At 64.8% G+C, this 21,869-nt stretch carries 21 protein-coding genes and 2 pseudogenes; 7 read left to right on the top strand and 16 right to left on the bottom strand.

Translation table 11 applies throughout. The features are described from left to right. From AC5Y3P_RS21685 to AC5Y3P_RS21650, 8 genes and pseudogenes are all read right to left on the bottom strand, one after another. On the bottom strand, positions 1-218 hold a 218-nt coding region (locus tag AC5Y3P_RS21685; protein WP_500047999.1), incomplete at its 3' end, for a hypothetical protein. A 6-nt stretch (positions 219-224) separates the two neighbouring features. Next, entirely contained in the window at positions 225-464 is a 240-nt protein-coding gene (locus AC5Y3P_RS21680; protein WP_500047998.1) for a hypothetical protein, read from the bottom strand. Next, a complete protein-coding gene (locus AC5Y3P_RS21675) occupies positions 461-1,606 on the bottom strand; it encodes an acyl-CoA dehydrogenase family protein (RefSeq protein ID WP_070945386.1) in 1,146 nt (381 codons plus the stop codon). The genes AC5Y3P_RS21680 and AC5Y3P_RS21675 overlap by 4 nt, the downstream gene beginning before the upstream one ends. Before the next feature lies 1 nt (position 1,607). Beyond that, positions 1,608-3,222 (bottom strand): annotated as a pseudogene (locus AC5Y3P_RS21670) (AMP-binding protein). Between the two features lie 22 nt (positions 3,223-3,244). Beyond that, positions 3,245-3,850 (bottom strand): TetR/AcrR family transcriptional regulator, encoded by a 606-nt coding sequence (locus tag AC5Y3P_RS21665; RefSeq protein ID WP_003883394.1) that lies wholly within the window; start codon positions 3,848-3,850, stop codon positions 3,245-3,247. A gap of 27 nt (positions 3,851-3,877) precedes the next feature. Next, positions 3,878-5,320: an acyl-CoA reductase gene (locus AC5Y3P_RS21660; RefSeq protein WP_500048000.1), complete on the bottom strand. Its 1,443-nt coding sequence runs from the start codon at positions 5,318-5,320 to the stop codon at positions 3,878-3,880. Positions 5,321-5,337: 17 nt separating this feature from the next. Continuing rightward, a complete protein-coding gene (locus AC5Y3P_RS21655; protein WP_003883396.1) occupies positions 5,338-6,756 on the bottom strand; it encodes a long-chain-fatty-acid--protein ligase in 1,419 nt (472 codons plus the stop codon). Between the two features lie 96 nt (positions 6,757-6,852). After that, positions 6,853-7,866 (bottom strand): TIGR03617 family F420-dependent LLM class oxidoreductase, encoded by a 1,014-nt coding sequence (locus AC5Y3P_RS21650; protein ID WP_070945768.1) that lies wholly within the window; start codon positions 7,864-7,866, stop codon positions 6,853-6,855. 136 nt (positions 7,867-8,002) lie between these two features. On the opposite strand from AC5Y3P_RS21650, the gene AC5Y3P_RS21645 reads away from it, so the two are divergent. The 5 genes and pseudogenes from AC5Y3P_RS21645 (at position 8,003) to AC5Y3P_RS21625 (ending at position 13,304) form a co-directional block, all read left to right on the top strand. Then, the gene (locus tag AC5Y3P_RS21645) at positions 8,003-9,250 is read left to right on the top strand and encodes a cytochrome P450 (RefSeq protein ID WP_070945720.1); all 1,248 of its coding nucleotides are present in this window, start codon (positions 8,003-8,005) and stop codon (positions 9,248-9,250) included. Positions 9,251-9,257: 7 nt separating this feature from the next. Beyond that, positions 9,258-10,043 carry an enoyl-CoA hydratase gene (locus AC5Y3P_RS21640; RefSeq protein WP_500047997.1) on the top strand — a complete coding sequence of 262 codons (786 nt, stop codon included), beginning with the start codon at positions 9,258-9,260 and terminating at the stop codon, positions 10,041-10,043. Then, entirely contained in the window at positions 10,040-10,876 is an 837-nt protein-coding gene (locus AC5Y3P_RS21635; RefSeq protein WP_500047996.1) for an SDR family NAD(P)-dependent oxidoreductase, read from the top strand. The genes AC5Y3P_RS21640 and AC5Y3P_RS21635 overlap by 4 nt, the downstream gene beginning before the upstream one ends. Beyond that, positions 10,873-11,919, top strand: a complete 1,047-nt coding sequence (locus AC5Y3P_RS21630; RefSeq protein WP_500047995.1) for an aromatic ring-hydroxylating oxygenase subunit alpha — start codon at positions 10,873-10,875, stop codon at positions 11,917-11,919. The genes AC5Y3P_RS21635 and AC5Y3P_RS21630 overlap by 4 nt, the downstream gene beginning before the upstream one ends. 18 nt (positions 11,920-11,937) lie before the next feature. After that, positions 11,938-13,304: pseudogene (locus AC5Y3P_RS21625) on the top strand (ISL3 family transposase). Positions 13,305-13,366: 62 nt separating this feature from the next. Here the strand turns inward: AC5Y3P_RS21625 and AC5Y3P_RS21620 are convergent. From AC5Y3P_RS21620 to AC5Y3P_RS21585, 8 genes are all read right to left on the bottom strand, one after another. Next, positions 13,367-14,221 (bottom strand): SDR family oxidoreductase, encoded by an 855-nt coding sequence (locus AC5Y3P_RS21620; RefSeq protein WP_500047994.1) that lies wholly within the window; start codon positions 14,219-14,221, stop codon positions 13,367-13,369. 129 nt (positions 14,222-14,350) lie between these two features. After that, positions 14,351-14,926 carry an SDR family NAD(P)-dependent oxidoreductase gene (locus tag AC5Y3P_RS21615; protein ID WP_500047993.1) on the bottom strand — a complete coding sequence of 192 codons (576 nt, stop codon included), beginning with the start codon at positions 14,924-14,926 and terminating at the stop codon, positions 14,351-14,353. After that, positions 14,833-15,102 carry an SDR family NAD(P)-dependent oxidoreductase gene (locus AC5Y3P_RS21610; RefSeq protein WP_500047992.1) on the bottom strand — a complete coding sequence of 90 codons (270 nt, stop codon included), beginning with the start codon at positions 15,100-15,102 and terminating at the stop codon, positions 14,833-14,835. Before AC5Y3P_RS21610 ends, AC5Y3P_RS21615 begins: the two co-directional genes overlap by 94 nt. Positions 15,103-15,328: 226 nt before the next feature. After that, positions 15,329-16,246: a TIGR03564 family F420-dependent LLM class oxidoreductase gene (locus tag AC5Y3P_RS21605; RefSeq protein WP_500047991.1), complete on the bottom strand. Its 918-nt coding sequence runs from the start codon at positions 16,244-16,246 to the stop codon at positions 15,329-15,331. Beyond that, on the bottom strand, positions 16,246-16,854 hold the full coding sequence (locus AC5Y3P_RS21600; protein WP_500047990.1) for a carboxymuconolactone decarboxylase family protein: 609 nt from the start codon (positions 16,852-16,854) through the stop codon (positions 16,246-16,248). Before AC5Y3P_RS21600 ends, AC5Y3P_RS21605 begins: the two co-directional genes overlap by 1 nt. 6 nt (positions 16,855-16,860) lie before the next feature. Then, complete coding sequence (locus AC5Y3P_RS21595) at positions 16,861-17,631, bottom strand: SDR family oxidoreductase (RefSeq protein WP_500047989.1); 771 nt, start codon at positions 17,629-17,631, stop codon at positions 16,861-16,863. After that, the gene (locus AC5Y3P_RS21590) at positions 17,628-18,461 is read right to left on the bottom strand and encodes a TauD/TfdA dioxygenase family protein (RefSeq protein ID WP_500047988.1); all 834 of its coding nucleotides are present in this window, start codon (positions 18,459-18,461) and stop codon (positions 17,628-17,630) included. The genes AC5Y3P_RS21595 and AC5Y3P_RS21590 overlap by 4 nt, the downstream gene beginning before the upstream one ends. A gap of 139 nt (positions 18,462-18,600) precedes the next feature. Further along, the gene (locus AC5Y3P_RS21585; RefSeq protein ID WP_500047987.1) at positions 18,601-19,869 is read right to left on the bottom strand and encodes a cytochrome P450; all 1,269 of its coding nucleotides are present in this window, start codon (positions 19,867-19,869) and stop codon (positions 18,601-18,603) included. 158 nt (positions 19,870-20,027) lie between these two features. Between AC5Y3P_RS21585 and AC5Y3P_RS21580 the strand changes: the two genes are divergently transcribed. Next, a complete protein-coding gene (locus tag AC5Y3P_RS21580) occupies positions 20,028-20,612 on the top strand; it encodes a TetR/AcrR family transcriptional regulator (protein ID WP_500047986.1) in 585 nt (194 codons plus the stop codon). A gap of 106 nt (positions 20,613-20,718) precedes the next feature. Continuing rightward, a complete protein-coding gene (locus AC5Y3P_RS21575; protein WP_500047985.1) occupies positions 20,719-21,492 on the top strand; it encodes an SDR family NAD(P)-dependent oxidoreductase in 774 nt (257 codons plus the stop codon). The last annotated feature ends 377 nt before the right edge of the window (positions 21,493-21,869 follow it).

The following is a 21,869-nucleotide window of genomic DNA, read 5'->3' as shown; positions in this document are numbered from 1 at the left end:
TCCAACTCCCCTTGCAAGTCGAACCGGAGCATGTGAGAAGCGTAGGCATACCGCTGCCGCCACACCCATCCCTGCTTGTCCTGCTGGGGGTTGAAGAAGTCGATCTCGGCACGCGTGTCGGTGACCCAGATGTGGCCGTCGGGCCGCATGACGAGGTCGTTGGGCGCTTGCATGCCCGTGGCCAGGTACTCGGCGCGCCCGTTCTGGATCACCTGCACCCCGGGTTACGCGGGCCCGCTGCCGCCGAAGATGCCGCCGTTCTGCGCGACGTACAGCGTCCCGTCCGGTGCGACCGCCAGGCCGTTGGCACCTCCCCCTGTCGCGATCTTCTCGAGTGGTCCCCCGGCCGGATCCACGACGTAGACACAGCCGTGGCTGATCGACGTGAGCGCCACCCTGCCGTCGGGCAGCAGCGCCGGCCCCTCGGTGAATCCGAGTCCGTCGGCGAGTATCTCGACGCTCATGTCGACTCCTTCTTCCCTGTACGTGCATAGCTCGGTCGCCCCAGGCCCAGAACGTGCGTGGCAATCATGTTGCGGAAGACGTCGATGGTGCCGCCGTAGATCCCGATCAGCGGGGCCACACGGTAGAGGTGTTCGGCGTCGCCGCCCAACGCCGCCGTCGGCCCCATCAGGTCCATCAACTCAGGGGCGAGGTCGCGCATGGTCTGTGCGATCGCGACGCGGCCGAAGATCCCTGGAGTACTCAACGCCGCCTCGATTCGGGCGTGGGCACGTCCGAGCCGGTATCCGGCCGATCCACCGGTGCAATCGGCCAACTCACTCGAGACCGAGTCGGCGATGACAGCCATTTCGGTCCCGGCCGCGCTCATGATCGCGATGTCGGCCAGCCCGTGGCGATCTGGGCTACGGGCGCCGTGCTCGGCGGCCAGCGGACCACTCAGGACGGTCCAGCCGTCGTTGACCTCTCCGATCCGGTACCGGTCGGGGACGACGACGTCGCTGTAGAAGGTGATGTTGGTGCGTTCGCCGTCCACGGTCCGCAAGCCCTGGATCTCAATGCCCGGCGTGTCCAGTGGCACCAGGAACATCGTGAGGTCTCGGTGCCGCGCACCGCCGGGAGCGCTGTTGGTCAGCAAGAAAACGTACTGGCAGTGCTGCGCGCCGGTGGTAAACATCTTCTGGCCGTTGATGATCCACCGATCACCGGCGAGCACCGCCCTCGTCTTGCACGTCGCGATGTCCGATCCGCCTTCTGGCTCGGTGTAGCCCATCGCGAATCGGACTGTGCCGTTGTAAACGCTGGGCAGGATCGCATCGACCAACTCAGGCTGTCCGAATCGCTGCACAGCAGCCAGGATCATCATCGTTGCGCCCCAGGTTTGCAGCGGCACCCGCGCGCGACGGCATTCGAGCGCCCAAATCCTGCGCTGCAGCGGGGTGAAGCCACCGTCGACGGCCTTCTTGGCTTCGGGTTCCAGCCAGCCCTCGGCTCCCATCGCCAGGTGAACATCTTCTAGGAACCCTTCGCCGGCGATCCGGGCATGTTCGATCCGCTCCGGTGTTACCTGACGGCCGAGGAACTCGCGGGCCCGATCGAGGAAACGCTCCTCATTCGGCCCCAATTCGACTGTGCAGAAATCCATGTCAACTTCCCCTCGCCGCGATCTGCTGCGCCCATCGATAGTCGGCCTTGCCGTTGCCGAGCCGCCGGATCTGTTCGACGATCACGATGTCTTTGGGCACTTTGAAGCCGGCCAGCCGTTCCGCGCAGAACTCCCGGATGGCAGCAGCTGGCTGTACGGTGAGGGAATCCCCCGGCGCCAGCACCACCACCGCGACAACTGCGCTGCCCCACCGTTCGTGGGGCCGGCGGGTGACGACGGCGTCGACCACCGCCGGGTGACCGGTGAGCACCTTCTCGACCTCTTCGACGAATACCTTCTCGCCACCGGTGTTGATCACCAGCGAGTCCCGCCCTAGGAACTCGATGGTGCCGTCAGACAACAGCCTTGCCCGGTCACCGGGGAGTGGCTGCGTGCCGGCCGCCGATTTCAGGAAAAGTGCGCTCGGTGGCTGCGCGGTCACCGAAATATCCCAGTGGGACCCGGCCGATTCGGGCCACCCAGCCGATCTCGGGATCACCGGGCTCGAGGAATCGCGTGCGGTCGGCCGACGCCACAGCACCGGTGGGATGCATCACCATCGGCGTCGTCTCGCCGTCGGCGCACGACGACCCGCCGGCCATGCCGCCGGTTTCCGACGAGCCGTAGGTGTCGGCGATCGTCGCGTATGGCAGGTGACGCAGCAGCCGCCTCTTGTGTTTGGGGTGAGTGGCAGCGCCCCCGGTGCCAATCCGGGTGAGCGCCGCTAGGTCATAGCGGCTGCGTGAGAGCTCGTCCGCCAGCGGTCCGGCGTACGCATCGCCGACGATCGACATCACCACCGCCCTTTCTTGTTCGGCGGTGCGCCACACCACCGCGGGATCGAACCGACGGCGGTTGTCATAGACGACGGCGGTGCGGCCCATCAGCACCGCCGTCAGCGCCGTCGACAATCCGGCGGTATGCATCAGCGGTGACACGGCGAAGAACGGATTGCTCTGAGCAGCAACTGATTCCGTAACCGATTTCACCGAGTTGTGTTCGGTGCCAGTCATTGTGGAGATGTAGGCATCAGCTTGACGCCACATCACCCCTTTGGGGCGCCCGGTGGTCCCACCGGTGCACACCATCATCAGATCCTCTGGAGCACCCGCAGGTTCGGGTTCTACCGGATCTACGGTGATGTCGTCGAGCCGCACCGTGCCGGGCAGCAGTGCCTCGATCCCGCCGTCGTCGACTGCGATGCGCACGTCACAGCCCGCCGGCAGTGCCGCATGCACCAACGGTGCGAGCGAGCGGTGATAGATGACGCCGGTCGGGCCGATGTAGTCCAGCAGGTCGCGAACTTCGCCTGCGGTGTAGAGGTGATTGACGTTGACGGGGACGACCCGTGCGCGCAGACAGGCCAGAACCGCTTCCACGTAGGCGTCGTTATGCATGATCAAGGCGACCCGGTCCTAACCGCATTCCCAGCGCGTCAACCCGGCCCGCGGCCGCTGTACGCCAAGCCCGCAACCGACGAGAAATCCTGCGAGAGTGCGGATCAGCGCGCGTGACTCGGCGAAGGTCGAGCGGCGGGATCCGCACACGGTCATCGTCCGGTGCGGAACTGCCGCGGCGACCGCGTCGAACACCGCGTTGACCGTCCAGTCGGCCATTTGCCTCCTCCGGCTCGGGTCCTCACCCTGCGCGACTGCTGCGCCGGGTCTTCTTCGTCGACGCGACTCCGGCTTCCTGGCGCACACCGGCCAGGAGCCAACCGATCGACCGCGGAAAGTTGCGTTCGATGTTGGCGTACTCGCCGGTCGACTCCCTCGACAGCTTGGGATGATCTTTTCCGCGCACCTCGACAACCGAGTGGTTGATGGTGAGGTTCACCAACGATCGGCAACATTCCACTGCGAGTTCATCCGGAATCCCTTCTTGCAGAGCTGCTTCCACGAGTTTGTTGACGTAGTCCATGATCGCGGACCGGTCGTCGACAGTCATCAGCTCGGTCAAGTACGGGTGGGCGCACAGCGCGTCGCGCAACGACAGGCACCAGTTCAGCGCGGTGCTCTCCCAATCGTCGTGTTCGTGAAAGTCCAGTCGCAGCTGAGAGAAGTGCCGGGCCACCAGGGCACGGATCAGTTGCTCACGGGAGCCGACCTGCTGGTAGAGCGTGCGAGTCGAGATCTTCAGGTCGGCCGCCAGACGTCTGGTCGTCAGCGCCGAGGAACCTTCGGCGTCCAGCAGCGCCAGGGCGCGTTCGTAGATGACTTCGACGGGGATTAGCGGCTTGGCCATCGCGTGATCGTACTTCCGTGCACGTATTCAGCCGCTGACCAGATCGGGGGCTCGCCACAACGGAAAAACCTGCTCTGGCTCGCAGACTTCCTCGACAATCCATTTGCACATCCGGCGCACCGGCTCCATCGCGTCCTGCGGGATGGTGAAGTTCACGCTGGCCGCGTAGCCCAGCGACGTCAGCCGCTGCGCACCGTAGAGCGGAAGTGTCTCCCGCAGTTGCATTTTGAGCGGCTCCGGATAGATCCCGATAGTCTGGGTGTAGGCGTTGACAGCGTCAGTCACCTTTTCGATCGAGTCCACCGGCACGATATTGGCCACCCGGCCCGACAACATGGTGGAGTACGGCACCGCCTCGTCGAGCTGAGAAACGACGATCGCCCCCTCGGCGTGCTCGCCACCGAACACCCTGTACCAGTCGTCGGTCAGCCGCGAGCCCTCGATGTGCTCCAGCAGCGTCCGGTTGACAACCTTCGGCGTGGTGCTGATGAAGTCCGGCAGCTCCATCATGGCGGAATAGATCAGTTCGCCCAGCCTGTTGGCCTTTTCCAGGCCCTCGTCGTCGGTGCCGCTGAGTACGTAGATCACGCGCGCGTTGACGCAGCCCTCTTGGTTACCGGCCCCGACGTCGCAGGCCGCACGCTGGGCGACGTCGCGCAATGTCTCCTCGGTGGCGAACGCTTCGGGTCCGATGATGGTGGCGCTGCGCTTGGGATCCAGCGCGATCAGTTCCAGGCCAGGCTGGATATAGCGGGTGACGTGCTTGACCGAAGCCAAACCACCCCAGGCGATGACCTTTTCGATGTGCTCGGGTTTATAGAGCTGTTCCTCGACAGTCTCGTCACCACCCCTCCAGTAGGCGACCGCCAGATGTTTGGTCACCGGGTGGTCGGGCGCGATGTCGGCGAGCGTCCTGGCGATCGCCAGCGCCGTCAGCGGGTCGTTGGAAGGTGCCTTCACGATGGCGTCGCTGCGGGTGATCGCATTGCGTAAGACGGTGATCCCGGCGACCAGTCCGCCGTTACCTGCGGGCACATGCAGAGTGCGGGCACCGAACGCGCGAACCCGAATCTCGCGCCCGTCGAGGAGCCGCTGAGGCACCCACCCTTCGAGATGGTCGATACCGACCGTCGTGTCGGCGAGCTCGCGCATCGAGTCGCGGGCGAACAGTGCCGGCAGCGCCACATAGCCGGTGCGCAGAATCGACTCCGGCATGGGGTTGGACACCAGGCACGCCTCGAAGGCCTCCTGCACGTAGCTGTTGGTCTCGAAGGCGAGCGCCTGACCCAGCTCGGTTAGCACGTCGAGGATCTCGTCGAGGGAGACCGTGTAGAGGTCGGCAAGTTTGCGCGGATCCCCCAGCGGCAGCCGGTGGGCGTGCTTGGCCGGATCCGGTGCCGTGAAACTGTGCTCCAGCCGGGTGGCGAACGGAATCAGGTCATCGGTGATCAGCTCGCCACGCACGAACATCGGCACGGTGAATGACGTCATGCGAGTTCCTTCAGAAAGTCGATGGCCTCGTTCTGCACCTCGTGGGTTGCGGCACAGGAGATCTTGTCGTCCTCACCGTCGCGCTTCTCGCTGAACCGCACGATGTCGTGTTCAAGCGCAATCGTGGTACGTCCGCACGGACAGGGAGTGTCCCAGTCGATGGTGACCTCGTCGCCGGTGATGACACCGCCCCAGTGGCTCTGGTTGATCACGTCGTAAACCGCGAAGCGTCCGGTCTGGCGCCCGGCGCGCGGAAACGGCTCGCTGGTCTCGGGGTCGAGAAGGTAGGGGATCACCCACGGCTGAATGTGGTAGCGGCCGAGTTCGCAGGCGAAGTGCACACCGTTGTGCTCGGAGAACGAATAGCCCTCCTGGATCCGGACTCCGCCATAGAACTCGCGAATGACGTCCATGTAGCCCTCGGGCAACACCTGCCCTTTGGCCCCGCCTCCGGTGAGGATGGCCGAGTTGGCCGCGAAGTCGGCCCGGCCTCCTTCTTTCAGGCCGGCCGCGGCCAGGTTGTACATCAGGTTGTACGTGTTGGTCATGAAAACGCGTTTGCCGCGAAGCTCGTTGGTCAGCCGGGCCAGGAACTCGGGAACCTCGGTCATCTGACGCTGCTGCAGCGCGATGAACTCGTCCTTGCGCGCAGCAAGATGCGGGGGCAGCTGCAGCCGGTCCAGCTCGCCGCGCGACGCGGCCAGCCGCATCTTGTTGGCCAGGAACATCAGATCGGTGTCCATTGCACCGGAATACAAGGCGTGGAAACGGCTTTCGTCGCCGCCGGTGAACTCGCGCTTGATCCACGGCACCATCCGGGTCATCCCGAATCGACCCTCGCTGAAGTTCGGCCAGATCACGTCGACCACGGGGTTGAGCTCGTCTTCTGTCGGCTCCTTGCCGAAGGTTTGGAACACCATCATTTTCCAGATCCGCATGCCCTGCACAGTGATCGGCTCATCCTTGGGGATGAACGAAAAAGTTCCGGTGGTTCCCGAGGACGTGACCAGTTGCAGCGGGCTCTGCGCCTCCAGTCGGTCCAGCCATTCGTCGATCGATTCGCATCCCTCCACGTCAACCCCCGACAGGTCGTAGGTCGTCAGCTTGTCCAGCCATTTGGTCATCAGGTCCCAGCGATTGTTGTCGACGAGCGCCGCGGGATAGGACTTGTAAGCGGTGTGCGAAAACATCAGCGGCACGACATCGTTGAAGCCGTCGATCCGCTCAACGCCGAGGCGGTCGGCCAGCTTGCGGACCATCTCGATGCGATCGCGTTGCTCTCCGAACCGCTCGATCATGGCTTCGCGCTGCATCTCCTCGAGCTGGTCGCGAGGCACGCTGTGCATCTTGGTGACCGACTCCTCGAAGTAGTCCAAGGGTCGGTCCATGAAGGACCGCAATGCCGAATGAACCATGCTTCGTCTCCCTCGCCTGTGACTCACCCGACGATAAAAAATCGACGGTGTTTTAACGCTAGCCCAAACGCGACACCGCGCACAAGGGCCGCATCCTCAGCTAGTCGCGTGCAATGCGCTCACTAGGTCGGCGAGGTCATTGTCGTCGGGTCGGTAGCCAGGGAAATAGCAGCAGACGTCGGAGGCCCAGTCGCCATAGCGCTGGTGAATCTGCTCGGCGCACTCTTCTGGAGTTCCAAGCACGCCGTACGTGCCCACCATGGCGTCGGTGATCAGTGCGCGCATCTCGGCGTACCCACCCCGTTTGGACAGCGCGTTAAGCTCGGGTTGCAGATGGCCCCACCCTTCGACGTCCAGAACCGCGGTGTAGGCCGGAGTTGATCCGTAGAACGCGATCAGCCCGGCAACCCTGTCAACAGCTTTCGCGAGGGCCTCCTCCGTCCGCCCTACGGCCACCATGGCCTGGGCGACAACCTGGAATTGGGCGCGGCTGCGGCCCGACCGGTGCAGGCCGTCCGCCATGGCTGGCACCGTTCGCTCGGCGAAGTGGCGAGTGCTGTTGAACGGCATGACCAGCAGGCCGTCGGCGACCTCGGCCGCCTTGCGGGTCATCACCGGCCCCAGCGCTCCCATCAGGACCGGTGGCGGGCCGTACGTGTTGGGGCCGGGGTTGAAGTTCGGCGGCATCAACGTGTGGGTGAAGAAGTCGCCGCGAAAGTTCAACGGCGCCAGCCCCTCCCATGCCGAGAAGATGGCCTTCACGGCCGCAACCGACTCAGCGGTCCGAGCGGCGGGCCTGCCCCACTGCGAGCCGTAACGCTTCTCGATGTGCGCCTTGATCTGCGAGCCCAGACCGAGGCGGAAGCGGCCGGCGCTCACGGTCTGCAGATCGTAGGACGCGTGCGCGAGGTGCAGGGGGCTGCGCGGACCGGCGATCGCCACATTGGTCATCAGTTCCAGCTCGGTCTCTTCGGCTGCCAACAGCAGCGGAAAGAACACATCGTGCTGTCCTTCGAACGAGAAGATCCCGTCTGCGCCGAGTCCGGCGATGGCCGCGGCACTCGCGCGGGCGCGGGCCGGTGAGCCGTCCACCTGCAGATGCACTTTCACGAAAGCGTGTCCTTTCGTCGCGTCGGCATAGCACACCGACAACCTCGAATCCACTCTTGTGGCCTGAACCTCATCACTGCTAAGAAATCAGTGTGGTTTTATCGCATCGGGCTGCCTGCCGGCAAGGTCTGGACCCATGACTGCCGGGATCTTCGGCAGCACGGCCGCCGACGGCCCGGAGATCCTCGCGGATCCCAACGCCTACACCGACCCCGTGCGGATGCACGCGACCCTGGCCGCGCTGAGGGCGTCGAATCCTGTCGCCTTGGTCGACACCGCGCAGTACCGGCCATTCTGGGCGATCACCAAGCATGCCGACGTGCTCGTGATCGAGCGGGCCAACGATGTCTTCGTCAACGGTCCCCGCCCCGTCCTCATGCGTACCGAGCAGGAGGACATGCAGGCTTCGGCCGGTGTCCGCACCCTGATCCACTTGGACGACCCCCAGCACCGCGATGTTCGCGCAATCGGCGCGAACTGGTTCCGGCCCAAGGCAATGCGCATGCTGGCCGACCGCGCACAGCACCTGGCCAAAAGGTTCGTCGACACCATGGCGGCCGAGGGGCCCGAGTGCGATTTCGTCCAGCAGGTCGCGGTCAACTATCCGCTCTACATGATCATGACGCTGCTGGGCGTCCCCGAGTCCGACTTCGGGTTCATGCTCAGGCTGACGCAGGAACTCGTCGGATCGGAGGACTCCGAGTTCCAACGCAGCGCCACCGACGCCGAGCAGATGACGGCGCTGCTGGAGATGTTCGAGTACTTCACGGCGCTGACCGCCGCCAGGCGGGCGAACCCGACCGAGGACCTGGCCTCGGCCATCGCCAACGCGACGATCAACGGTGAACCGTTGGGTGACATCGACACCGTGTCCTACTACCTGATCATCGCCACGGCGGGGCACGACACCACCAGCGCTGTCATCTCGGGCGGCATGCACGCCCTGGTCGAGCATCCCGAGCAACGCGAGCGGCTGCATGCCGACCCCGGCTTGATGGGGACGGCCACCGAAGAGATGATCCGCTGGGTCAGCCCCGTCACCGGGATGATGCGTACCGCCACCACCGATACGGCGGTGCGCGGTGTGCCGATCTCCGCCGGAGAATCCGTGCTGCTGTCCTACGTTTCAGCGAACCGCGACGAAGACGTGTTCAGCGATTCGGATGTCTTCGATGTTGGGCGTGATCCCAACAGGCACTTGGCCTTCGGACACGGCGTGCACTTCTGCCTGGGCGCCGCGCTGGCGCGGTTGGAGATCAACAGCTTCTTCAGCGAGCTCATCCCGCGGCTGGCCTCGGTCGAACTGGCCGGGACCCCAGAGCTGACCGCCACCACCTTCGTGGGTGGCCTCAAACACCTGCCGATCCGATACCGAGTGAAGTGAGCCGTCGATGACAGCCACGTTGAGGACCGAACAGCACGGCGCCGTGCGCGTGTTGACCATCGATCGGCCCGAGGCCAAGAACGCGATGCACGGCGAGTTGCGTGCGGCCCTTCGTGCGGCGATGACCGAGGCCGACCGCGACGGCGCGGTGCACGCCGTCATCCTGACGGGGGTCGACCCCGTCTTCAGCGCGGGTGTCGATTTCAAGCGGCTCGAGCGGAGTCCCGACGAGACCGGCAGCCCGCTCGATCCCACCCCCGCGGCCGTCGTGCGGGCCATGCGTAAGCCGGTCATCTGCGCCGTCAACGGCGTGTGCGTGTCCGGCGCCCTCGAAGTCGCCTTGAGTTGCTCGTTCATCATCGCCTCCGAACGCGCGCGGTTCGCCGACACCCACGCCCTGCTCGGCGTGGTGCCCACCTGGGGACTGACCGCACTGCTACCGCGCGCCGTCGGTGTCCGCAAAGCCCGCGAGATGTCGGTGACCGGCGCATTCGTCGATGCCGAGGAGGCGCTGCGCATCGGGTTGGTCAACCATGTGCTCCCCCACGATCAGCTGCTGTCCTACACGCTCGATCTGGCCGCACGGATACCCGGCAGTGCTGCCGTCGCTGACATGCTCAGGCTGTACCGCAGCGGCGAGGATCTGTCCCTGGCCGGGGCATTGGCCCTGGAGACCACCAGCAGCATCGGCCGCACCTATGACCTGACGGCGTTCACTGCCGCGGGCAGTAAAGCCTCCGCCCGCCAGCGCGACCACCGGCCACCGGCCAGTTATGAAGGGAACTCACTGTGACACAGCGGTTTACCAGACGACGCGCCATCGTTACCGGAGCCAGCCGCGGCATCGGGGCCGGTATCGCGCAGCGCCTGTGCGCCGAAGGCGCCGATGTCGTCCTGGTGGCGCGCACCCTCGAGACCTCCGACGGGACCGGCGGCAGCCTGCACGAGACCCAGCAGCTCTGCGAGAAATACGGCACCACGGTCGGGATTGTCGTCGCCGACATCACCGATGACGCCGACCGCTCCCGGGTCATCCCCGAGGCGACGGCGATTCTCGGCGGCCCGATCGACATCCTCGTCAACAATGCGGCCGCCGCCACGACCGCCCCGATCACCGAGATCACGCCCACTCAGCAGCGACTCGCCTACGAAGCCAACGTCATTGCTCCCCTGGCGCTCGCCCAAACGGTCATACCGGCGATGCGCGAATCGGGTCAAGGTTGGATCGTCAACCTGACCAGCGTGGGTGCCACCGTCGTCGAGGGACCGCCGTTCTATCTCGGCCCGCAAGGCTCCACGATGGAGATCTACGGTGCCACCAAGGCCGCGCTCAACCGCACGACGGCCGGGCTGGCCGGTGACCTGTACGGTACCGGGATCCGCGTCAACGCGGTCGGCCCGCGCGTGGCGGTCATGAGCGAGGGTTTCGCCGAGCTGATGGGCGACGCGCTGCCGGCCGAGTTCTTCGAGTCCGTCGAGGAAGTCGTCGAAGCCGTGGTCGCACTGTGTGACTGCGACAGTGAAACCACCGGAAAGATCCGGTACAGCCTCGATCTGATCGAGCAGTGGAAGCTCGATGTCCGCGAGCTGGACGGTTCGCCACGAGCAAGGGATGGCCAACCGTGAAAGTACCGTTCACCTGGAAAGTCACCGGGTGGTTCATGATCGGCTGGTCAGCGGAGTTCCCGATCGGCGACGTCAAGGCGCTCAAATACTTTGGCGAGCATCTTGTAGCCTACCGCGACGATCAGGGCGCTATTCATATCTTGGAAGCGCACTGCAAGCATTTGGGCGCCCATATCGGCCACGGCGGCAAGGTCGTTGGCGACTGCGTGGAATGCCCGTTCCACGGCTGGCGATGGGGACCCGACGGAGACAACACCTTCATCCCCTATCAGCCCGACAGACCCAACCGGGGACTGAAGCTGCGCTTTTATCCCGTTCGGGAACAGCATGGATGCATCTTCATGTGGTATCAGCCCCACGGCCAGCCACCTAAATGGGAGCTGCCCGACATTTTCCTGAAGTTCCCGCAATTCGACACCGACCCGACCAACTACTATCGGCCCTACCCCGAATTCTCTCGCCGTGCCGACGGCATTCACGTCCACCCCCAGGTGGTCGCCGAAAATGGCCCGGATAGTTCACACTTCCGCTATGTACACGGCGCGACAGTGACCCCGGTCTGTTTACATTGGGAGAACGTCGGCGAGGAATGGCGGTTCCTGACCGGATGGCCCGACACCCGCAGCGATGACCGCGACGCGATGGCCCTGCGCATCCACAGCCACTTCTCCGGCTTGGGCTTCGCGATGAGTGCCTTCGAAGGCTCGTCGAACCACCGGCTGATCTTCGCCTGCACGCCGGTCGACGACGAAGTCTCCGACATGTTCTATTCGATTTGGTGGCCCAAGTTGCCCGGTGAAACCTCCGATGTGCGGCCGCCGCAGGTCGTCGAGAAAGTGGAGCGGCAGTTCCTCAAAACGGTCTGGGAGGACTGCGATATCTGGGAATACCAGAAGTATGTCGAGCATCCACCGTTGGCCAAGATCGATGCGAAGCCGTACATGCCCATGCGGAAATGGGCCACCCAGTTCTACGAGGTTCCCGGCTCTTCGCATTTGATGGGGGTCTGGTGTTGTCCGACATCATGTCGTGTCGGTGATTGATTGGGGGCCCGCGCCCCTGTGAGCTGGGTGTTCTTCAGGCATCCAGAACAAGGAACGCGGGCATGGTTGACGGTAGTTCATTGCTGCTCGATCTCGACGGTGTGGTGGTCGAGTCGGTGCGGCGCCTTGAGGATGGGACCCGAGTGGTGCAGGTGGTCACCGCCCCGGAGTGGGTCGGGATCTGCCCGCAGTGCGGGCAACGGTCCACGCGATCGAAGGGCTGGGTGTGCACCGGACCGCGTGATGTCCAGGTCGGGCCAGACCGTCCCATACTCCGCTGGCGCAAACGTAAGTGGTTGTGCCCCAATGAAGTATGCGGGCGCAAGGTGTTTACCGAGTCGGTGCCCGGGGTTCCAGCTCGGGCGCGGGTGACCCCGCGGGCCAAGACGATGATGGCCACCGCGGTCCTCGATGAGGACCGCTCAGTGGTCGCGGTGGCCAGGCAGTACCGGTGCAGCTGGCACACCGTGCACGACCACGTCATCGCCGTCGCCGACGAGGTCCTGGCGACCGAGCCGGCGGCGGTGGCGGTGCTGGGCATCGACGAGACCCGCCGCGGCAAGGCCAGATGGGAGCACGACCCTGTGACCGGGCACCGGATGTGGGTGGATCGCTGGGACACCGGTCTGGTCGACCTCACCGGCGATGCAGGTCTGCTGGCCCAGATCAACGGGCGCAGCTCCGGGGCGGTGATCGACTGGCTGGCGGTCCAGGACGCCACCTGGAGGGCACAGATCACCCATGTGGCCATCGACTTGTCCCCGGCCTATGCCCGCGTCGCCCGCGAAGCGTTACCGCATGCGACAGTGATCGTCGACCGGTTCCACCTGGTCAAGAAAGCCAACGACATGGTCGATGCGGTGCGTCGGCGTGTCACCTGGGCCCAGCGGGGCCGGCGTGGCCGCAAGGCCGACGTCGAGTGGATCAACCGACGCCGACTGCTGCGCGGCGCCGAACGACTCACCGCCCAGCAGCGTGCCACGCTGTTCGCCAAGCTGCTCACCGCCGACCCGAACGAAGACATCGCGGCGGCCTGGATCGCCAAAGAGCTGCTGCGCGAACTGCTTTCCTGCTCCGACCGCGGTGGTCTGCGTTACGAGATCACCGCCGCACTGGACCGCTTCTACCGTTTCAGCGCCGCCTGCAAAGTACCCGAGGTCCGCAGCTTCGCCCGCACCATCGAGGCCTGGCAGGGCCCGGTCATCGCCGCCCTGCAAACAGGGCTGACCAACGCCCGCACCGAGGGCTACAACCGCATCGTCAAACACGTCGGGCGCATCGCGTTCGGATTCCGAAACCCTGACAACCAACGCCGCCGAGTACGGTGGGCCTGCACCCGCCGATCACGGCGAGTCACACCCAGCCGGCACCAATGCCACTGCTAACTGTGAAGAGCCAGGTTCCCCCTGTCGATGCCGCGAGGACCGCGGGCGTATAACGCTGGCGATCATTGCGATCGGGCCATTTTCACGGTGTCCAGCGGTCTCATGGCCGCCGTCACGCCTCCGTCGCAGATGATGTCGACGCCGGTGAGGTATCCGGGCTTGTCTCCAGCACAGAACGCGAGCAGCTCGGCGATCTCCTCGGGCCGGCCGAACCGTTTGAGAGCACTGAGCCCGGCCAGCGCGCCCGCCCCGGCGCCTTCCTCGAGTTTGCCCATCGCCGTGTCGAACGATCCGGGCGACACCGAGAGGATCCGCGCGCCCTTCTCGCCGAATCGCGTGGCCATCGCCGCGCTGTACCAGATGACGAAGTTCTTGCTGAGCACGTAGGCGATCTGTGGCTGCCATGTGCGGGGTATGCGATTGCAGAATGACAGCAGATCCCGATAGAACCGGTTCCGGTCTCGCAACGCGCGCTTGTAGCGCCGCGTCGGGGCCGCGAGGCCCGGCAGCTGGTGTCCGGCAACGGAAGCCACATTGACCACCGCCATACCGGGCTGGGCGATGCCGAGAAATGCCTCGTTGACGAGCACGGTGCCGAGCGCATTGATTCGCAGGATCATCTCGGCAGACCCCATGCTGGGGCTCACCCCCGCAGTGTGGACGACCGACATCACGGTGCCGAGCTGCTGTGCCTGCTCGACCAGCTGACGCACCGATGCTGGATCGGTAATATCACACGTAGCCGTAACACATTCGACGCCTGCAGCGTTCAGGTCGCGCTGTGCAGAAGCCAGACCGGCGGCATCGACGTCACAGATCAGCACCGCGCAATCCCGTCCGATGACCCGCGCCGCGGCCAGCCCCATCCCACCTGCCCCGCCGGTGACGACGGCAATTTTCGCCATGATCAGGTCCACCCTCCAGCTGCCGAGATTGAGCAGGACGCGGCAGACATGATCTCACCGACGCCACGACGTTCATTCAGCTTGCACAACAGCGGTTTAGGGCCCTCGAAGGGCGAGCGCAGTATGCGACCGCCGCCGGGTCTAGGTTTGCGGCGCATGGCGGCTCCGGCCGTCGAGCAATGCTTGGGAGTGGTCCCACAGGTCACGCGCGAGGTCGATATCGTCAGCCTGCGCCGCCGATGTGGCCAACTTGCCTTTGGCGTAAAAGTTCCCCGAGTGCCACGATCTGGCCTCTTGATCTTGGGCGAGTGCAACCAGACCTGTCGGCCCCATCTTCGGGTGAAACCAAGAATCGGCGAACCAGCTTCGTGTGATAGACGAAGCGCATGAAATGAGTGGTGTCACTGGCGAAGCCGGTCGCCACGACGCCCGGATGAAACGCCGCAGAACTGATTCCCTGTTCTGTAGGTCGTCGATGTCGATGTTTCCATAGTTCTTCGCGGCTGAGCTCGATGTCTGGAGCACTGACGCCTTGCTCTCAATGAGCTGTGGTATTAGCGAAGTTGTTAGCAGGAAAGGCGCAAGATGGTTGACCTGAAAGGTCTGTTCGAAGCCGTCTCCGGTCAACTGGCGCTCGCCCATGATGCCCCCAGCGTTGTTAGCCAACACATCGATACGTGGGTAGGTCGTCGCGAGTTCCGATGCCAGGCTTCGCACCTGCGCCAGTTCGGCAAATCGTCGATGTGGTAGGGCGCTCCTATACGAGACGCCACGGCGGCGGTTTTCGTCGGTGACCGTCCCACCAAAACTAGGTGGTGCCCCTCCTTGGTAAGGCGCTCAGCCGCTGCGGTACCGATGCCATCGCTGGCTCCGGTGATCACGATCGTCTTCATTGAGCCTCCCCTCGGGGAGTCGCAGGGATGGGTCGTCTTTGCAAGGCGGAGGAAACGGCACACGAGCAATCATTCCTTCCATCACGAATTTAAAACATCAAAGTGTTTTTAAACTTGGTGAGTCCATCGGGTGCGGTGCCGCCAGCAGTCGGAGCGGCACCGACCGAGACCGCTCGACCACGTTCGGCGCCGCCATCTGCGCATCGGTAGTAGAGCACGTGCATCCTCAAAGTAGTTCGCGCAGAAGATCGATCGTGCGGCGTTTGGATGCTGTGCGTTCGGGTTTGTCGCGTCCGACGGCCACGGGTTGGACCCAGATGTCGGTGGCGCCCGCGTCGAGGAGGTATTGCAGTTGCGTGCGGACCGATGCTTCGTTGCCGACGATGGCGATGTCGGCGGGTGTGGTACCGCCGCCGGTTTCGATGATGCGCTTGTAGTTTGGCATTGCCGCGTAGATGCCGGCGGTGGCGGCGGTCGCTGAGCGAGCTTCGGCTTCGTCGTCGTGGACGGCGACGGGAAGGCCGGCAACGATGCGCGGGGCGGACCGTCCCGCCGCCTGCGCCGCCGCGGTGATCTTCGGTGCGATCTGCGATTCGATGGCTTTCGCCGAGGCCATCCATAGCACGGTGCCGTCGGCGATGGCTCCGGCGATGCGCAACATCCGCGGTGACAGCGCTGACAACAGCACCGGCACCGGGTGCTGCGGAGCCGGGCTTCCGACCGTGTGGGCACTCCAGTCGACGCCGGTGACGTCGACCGGCTTCCCTTGCAGGACCGCCGTGAGGATGGACAGGTACTCCTCAGTGTTACGGCCAGGGTGAGCGTAGGACAAGCCGTAGGTGCCCTCGACGACCGCGGCGTGCGACGGCCCGAGCCCGAGGGTGAACCCGGGGCGGCCCATGGCATTTGCGGCCGCGGTCACCCGGTGGGCCTGCATTAGCGGATGACACGGGTAGGTCTGCAGCACGGCGGTGCCCAGCTCGATGCGGCTGGTCTCCCGCCCGGCAATCGCCATGGAGACCAACGGATCTGCGGTGACGTTGCTGGCGTACCACAGCGACGTGAACCCCTGTTGCTCGGCGAGCTTGGCCTGGCGTGCTACGCCGTCGGTCGTAGCGGCTCCGCCGGTGAGGCCGATGCGCATCAGTGTTCCGGTCTGAAGAGTTGCTCGTATCGGCTCATCAGCTCGGGGATGTCGTCGTCCATGGCCAACTCGAAGGACTTGAACAGCCGCGCGAGGATGTCGTATCCGCCTGCGGTGAAGATCAGGTCGAGCAGTTGGCGGACGTCGAACTCGGTGGACAGGATCTGCCAGGTGGGTGTGGTGATCCCACCGTTGATGATCATTTCGTCGACGGCCCGCAGCAGCGCCGCCTCGAACTCACTCCACAGCGGTGAGTCTGGGCCGTAGGCGACGCGGCCCACCTCTTCGTCGGTGATACCTGCGTCTCGGGCGACGAAAAGGTGTTGGTACCACTCGTAACTGGACTGGCGCACCGCGGCGACCCGCATCACCACGAGCTCACGTTGCCGCTCGCTCAGTGTTGTGCCCAGCAGCAGGTGGCCGTTGAACGTGAAGTATGCCCGGGCGAGGTCGGGGTGATGGGCCAGGGTGCCTAGTGTGTTGAGCGCTTTCGGCCGATCTTTTGTCGGCAGCGGTTCATGCCGGGGATTGGCTGGGCGCAGCGCGGCCATCGCCGTGCGGAACTCTTCGGAGAACTCGCGCGGCGGAACCGGATCTATTCGTGCCATGACTTTCTACAGAACCCTTCCTCCGTTGACGCCGAGCACTTGGCCGGTGATGTAGCCGGCGTCCTGCGAGCACAGAAACGCGCACGCCGCGGCGACATCGTCGGGCTGCCCGATACGGCGCACCGGCGTCTTGGCTTCGGCGGCGTCGACGCCGGGGCCCAGGAAACCCCGGTCTTCGCTGCGCCGCAGCATGGGTGTGTCGATGAACCCCGGGGGAATCGTGTTGACGGTGATACCCCGCGGGCCGAGTTCTTGGGCAAGGGCTTTGGTGAATCCGACGACGCCCGCCTTGGCCGCGGAGTAGTGCACCATCAGGGGATTGCCGGTTTGCGCGCTCGAGGACGAGATGTTGACGATGCGGCCCCACCCAGCGTCGAGCATGTGCGGGACGACGGCCTGGCAGCAGTCGAAGACTCCTGTAAGGTTGACCGCGAGAATCTGTCGCCAGCTTTGCGCCGTGATCGCCTGGAACCTTTCAAAGCCGTCGAGACCTGCGCTGTTGACCAGGATCGTCGGCGGGCCGACCTGACGTGCCGTTTCGTCGATCGCCGCATCGATGCGACTCCGGTCGGTGACGTCGACGTGTGCCCCGATCGCTCGGCCGCCCGCAGCCACAATCTTGTCCGCTGCGGTGGTCGCGGCGGCGTGATCGAGGTCAAAGATGGCCACCGCGGCGCCTTCGATGCTGAGTCGCTGGGCGATCGCCAATCCGATACCCGACGCGCCGCCAGTGACAATGGCCGTGGGCGGTTCGTCCCAGTAGGGAAGGGAACTCATGCAATCGCTTCCTCGCCGACGAGTGTGGTGCGATGCATCAACCGTCGGGAGGTCGGTTCGTAGGGGATGGCGCGGTGCAGCATGCCGGTGTTGTCCCAGACCACCAGATCCCCGACGCTCCATTGGTGGCGCAGGACGAACTGCGGCTGGGTAGCCCAGTCGAGGATCTCGTCGAGCAGTCCGCGACTGCGCTCAGGGTCCATTCCCACGACCTGGCCGGCAGTGGCGCCGATGAGCAGCGATTTGCGGCCGTCTCGGCGCTGCCACACCAGAGGATGCTCGCGCGACGGAGCACGATCCCATTTGGCCGCTTGCTCCGGGGTCGGGTCTGGGGTCAGCAGCAACTGTGACGCCGCGACGCTGTGCACGACCCGGTAGCTCTCGAGTTCGACCCGCCTGTCGGCGGGCAGCGCTTCGAAAGCGGCGTAAGTGTTGGCGAATTCGGTGTCGCCACCCTCGTCGGCGACCTCCCGGGCGGTCAGCAGGGTCGCCTTCTGCGGGACCTGATCGGTCAGGCCGTCGGTGTGCCAGAAGATGGTGCTGCGACGCAGTCCGGCCAGCGCGCTCCTACTCGGATCGAGGGTGACCGGGGAGATTTCAGGATAGTCGGGATGCCCTCCGGCGCCTGCCACGACGACCTCACCGAGTGCGCGGGAGAACGCGACCAGGTCTGGGTCACTGATATGGGCTCCGCGGTAGACGACGACGCCGTGGCGCTCCAGTAGCACGTGGCAGTGCTGTGCTGCACCGGGGTCGAGGAAGTCGGCGGTGGTGTAGCCGGTGACCTCGACGCCGATCGCGTCGGAGATGGGAGTCGTGGCGATGGTCATGGTCACTCCTTGGTGCCAGAGTTGGTGGAGACGGCCTCGTCAAAACGGCGATGGCTTGGCGGGGGCATGCCGCGGCCACAGCCCGAATCCGTGCCCTTCGCAGAGTGGCGATCGATTCGCACTCGCAGTATCGGCGTGCTCATACTGCGGTGAAGCACAGATGCAGATCCGTCAGTCCGCGAATGATGTAGGTCGGATCGTGACGGAACGTCCGGGCGCCCTCGGGGCCGTGATGTTCCTCGGACAGCGTGAGGCTGGTGGTGCGGTCCAGGAAGCGTTCAATGGTCACCCTTCCTTCGGCGCGGGCCAGCGGTCCGCCGGGGCAGGAATGCACACCTCGGCCGAAAGCGATGTGTTCGCGCACGTTTTCGCGATCCAACCGAAACTTCTCGGGCTCGGGGAACTTGCGGGGATCCCGGTTGGAGGCGCCGGGATGCAACATGATCGTGGTGCCCGCCGGAATATCCACACCACCCACGCAGGTCGTCTTCTGGGTCATCCGGAAATCGCTCATGGTGGGGCTTTCCAACCGCAAGACCTCCTCGATGAACTCCGGGATTCTGCCGCGGTCAGCGCGCAGCGCCGCCTGCAGATCCTGATCCTCGGCCAGGAACCGCAACGACGACGCCATCAGCCGCGCAGAAGTATCTTGCCCGGCACCGAACAGGAAGGTGGCCAGCCGCACGATCGATTCCGTGTCGGGCAGCGTCCCGTCCGGGTAGGTCGAGGTCGCCAGCGCCGTCAGAACATCCTCGCGCGGCTGCCGGCGCCGTTCCTCGATGTAGCCGCCGAACGTCTTGTACATGTACTCCAACGGGTTCTCCGGCAGCGGCGAATCCCCGCCCAGCGTGGCCACGTGTTGCCCGGTGAAAATTTTGCGGAAATGGTCGCGATCGTCGGCGGGTACACCGAGCAGATCGGCAATCACCATGGTGGTGAACGGCTTTCCGTAATCCTGGACCACCTCGAAGCCGCCGGCACCGATAAATGCGTCGATGCAGGCATCCGCCATGCCCGCCATCTGGTCCTCGTTCTCCTTCAGTCGCTTCGGAGTCATCAAGCGGCGCAACAAACTCCGCTCGGCATCGTGGTCGGCACCGTCCTTGGTGACCATGAACTCGTGAAACACCCAGTGCTCACGGTTGGCCTGCACCGCATCGGTGATGTCGTCGGCGCCCGGCTCCACCGGGAACGGGGGAAACGGTCCGCCCATCGCATTACACGACGAAAACGCCGCATCGTTGCGGTACACCGCGACCGCTTCGTCGTATCCGGTGACCGCCAACACGCCCGGCTGCGCGATCTCGTGGATCGGACAACGGGACCGCAGCTCGTCGAAGTAGGGATACGGATCGTTGATGACCTCTTCACTGGTGAAGATGTCCGCCTTGTCCACGCTGTTCGTCATGACACCTCCACGCCGTGCGACTGTGACAGCCCGTAGCTATTATTAGGCACTCGCCTAGGGAAATGGGCTGGCTTATGCTTAGCACCCGTCACGGCGACGGTCAAGACCGGCGGAAGAACAACGTGGCGCCAGCGCCGGCGCCAAGGACGGACGACACAATGGCCACACCGAACGGCGCCGGCAAGCGCGACACCGGCACCCGCGAGAAGCTGCTCGACGCGTGCGCGGAGATCATGCTCGACGAGGGTTACGCCGCCGCCACCTCGCGCCGCGTCGCGGAAAAGGTCGGCGTCCAGCGAGCGGTCGTGTATTACTACTTCCCCACCATGGACGACCTCTACCTGGCGGTACTCAAACGCGGCACGCAAACCAGCCTCGATGTGCAGCGCCGTGCCCTGACCACCGAGAGGCCACTGCATGCGCTGTGGGATATGACGGTAGACCCGCGTGGCGTGCAACTGATCATGGAGTTCATGGCCCTGGGAAACCACCGCAAGGAGATCCGCGCCGAACTCGCCGCCGGCGCACAAGCCTTCCGTGAGGCCCAGGTCGCCGCGCTGACCTACATCCTGCGCGATCACCAAGCCGACCAACCGTTACCTGCTGAAGTCATCTCGGTGCTCATCGCGGCCATCGGGCGGTTGCTGGTTATCGAAGCCGGCCTCGGCATCACCACCGGCCATCAGCAGACCATCGACCTCGTCCACCAATATTTGGGACGGCTCGAGACACCATTGCGTTAGGCGCTCGCCTAACATATTGTTGCGGAGCGGCCGAAAGGTGGCGACCGTCGCGAGTTCACGCTCGCCGCCCAGAACGCAGCGGACCCCCATCTTCAGGAGCGCATCGATGAGCCAGGAGCTCGACCCCGCCATACGCCGCGTTGCCGTGGTCACCGGCGGCGCCTCAGGCATCGGCCCGGCAGTGGCAGCGCACCTGGCTCAGGCTGGACACGCGGTTGCCCTGCTGGACCGCCAAGGCGACCTGGTACATGGCGTCGCAGCCGACCTTTGCTCCCGCGGGGCTCAGGTAATCGGCATCGAAGTCGACGTGACCGACCGGCAATCGGTCCATGAGGCCATTGCCCGCGTTCGCGCCGACCTCGGCGCTATAACCATCGTGGTCACCAGCGCCGGTATCGACGTGGGCGTTCCGGTGCCCGTCACCGAGATCACCCCCGAGCAATGGGACCGGCTCATCGCGGTCAACCTGACCGGCACCTTCACCTGCATCCAGGCCGCAGTACCGGATATGCAAGCCGCCGGCTGGGGACGCATTGTCACCATCTCATCCTCGAGCGCTCAATCAGGCGCGCCGGAACGTGCCCACTACGTCGCATCCAAAGGCGGAGTGATCGCGCTGACCAAAGCCCTGGCGTATGAACTTGCACCCCAAGGCATTACGGTCAACACCATCCCTCCGTCCGTCGTCGACACTCCGATGGCGCACGCCGGCGTGAAGGTCGGCACCGTGCCAGATCTCGCGATCCTGGCCACCATGGTCCCCTTGCGACGCAACGGCACTCCCGACGACATCGCCGCTACCGTCGCCTTCCTCTGCTCCGACGGCGGCTCCTACATCACCGGACAGGTGATCGGCGTCAACGGAGGCATGTACATCTAGGAACGTGATCGGCGCCGAAGGTCGCGGCCCGCGATGGGGGAAAATGCCCACCCTACGCGGCCCGCCCACGCGTGCATCGGACTGCCGCCTCGGGTCCGCTCGTGCAGCGCATGGCCCCGGACTCACAAGCTCCAATCCGTAACCTTTTCGATGTCTCGACGCAATGCAGGCACAACGCGACCGCGAACAACTGCAAAAAGCGGGCCCAGCTCGTTTCACATGATCGACGCACTACAGTTCCCCGATGCGGCGCAGCAGCGTTTGTCTGCAAAGCGACACCGGTCCGCGATTTGTGGCAAGTGATCCGCGAACACAGGCGAGCTGCTGGATGCGACCCCCGGATTCCAGGACCATGTGAGATTGCGCAATGTGTCTGC

The sequence above is a fragment of the Mycobacterium sp. NGS45 genome (genome assembly GCF_059812645.1).
The sequence above is the reverse complement of the archived record's forward strand: the minus strand, read 5'-3'. Positions and strand labels throughout refer to the sequence as shown.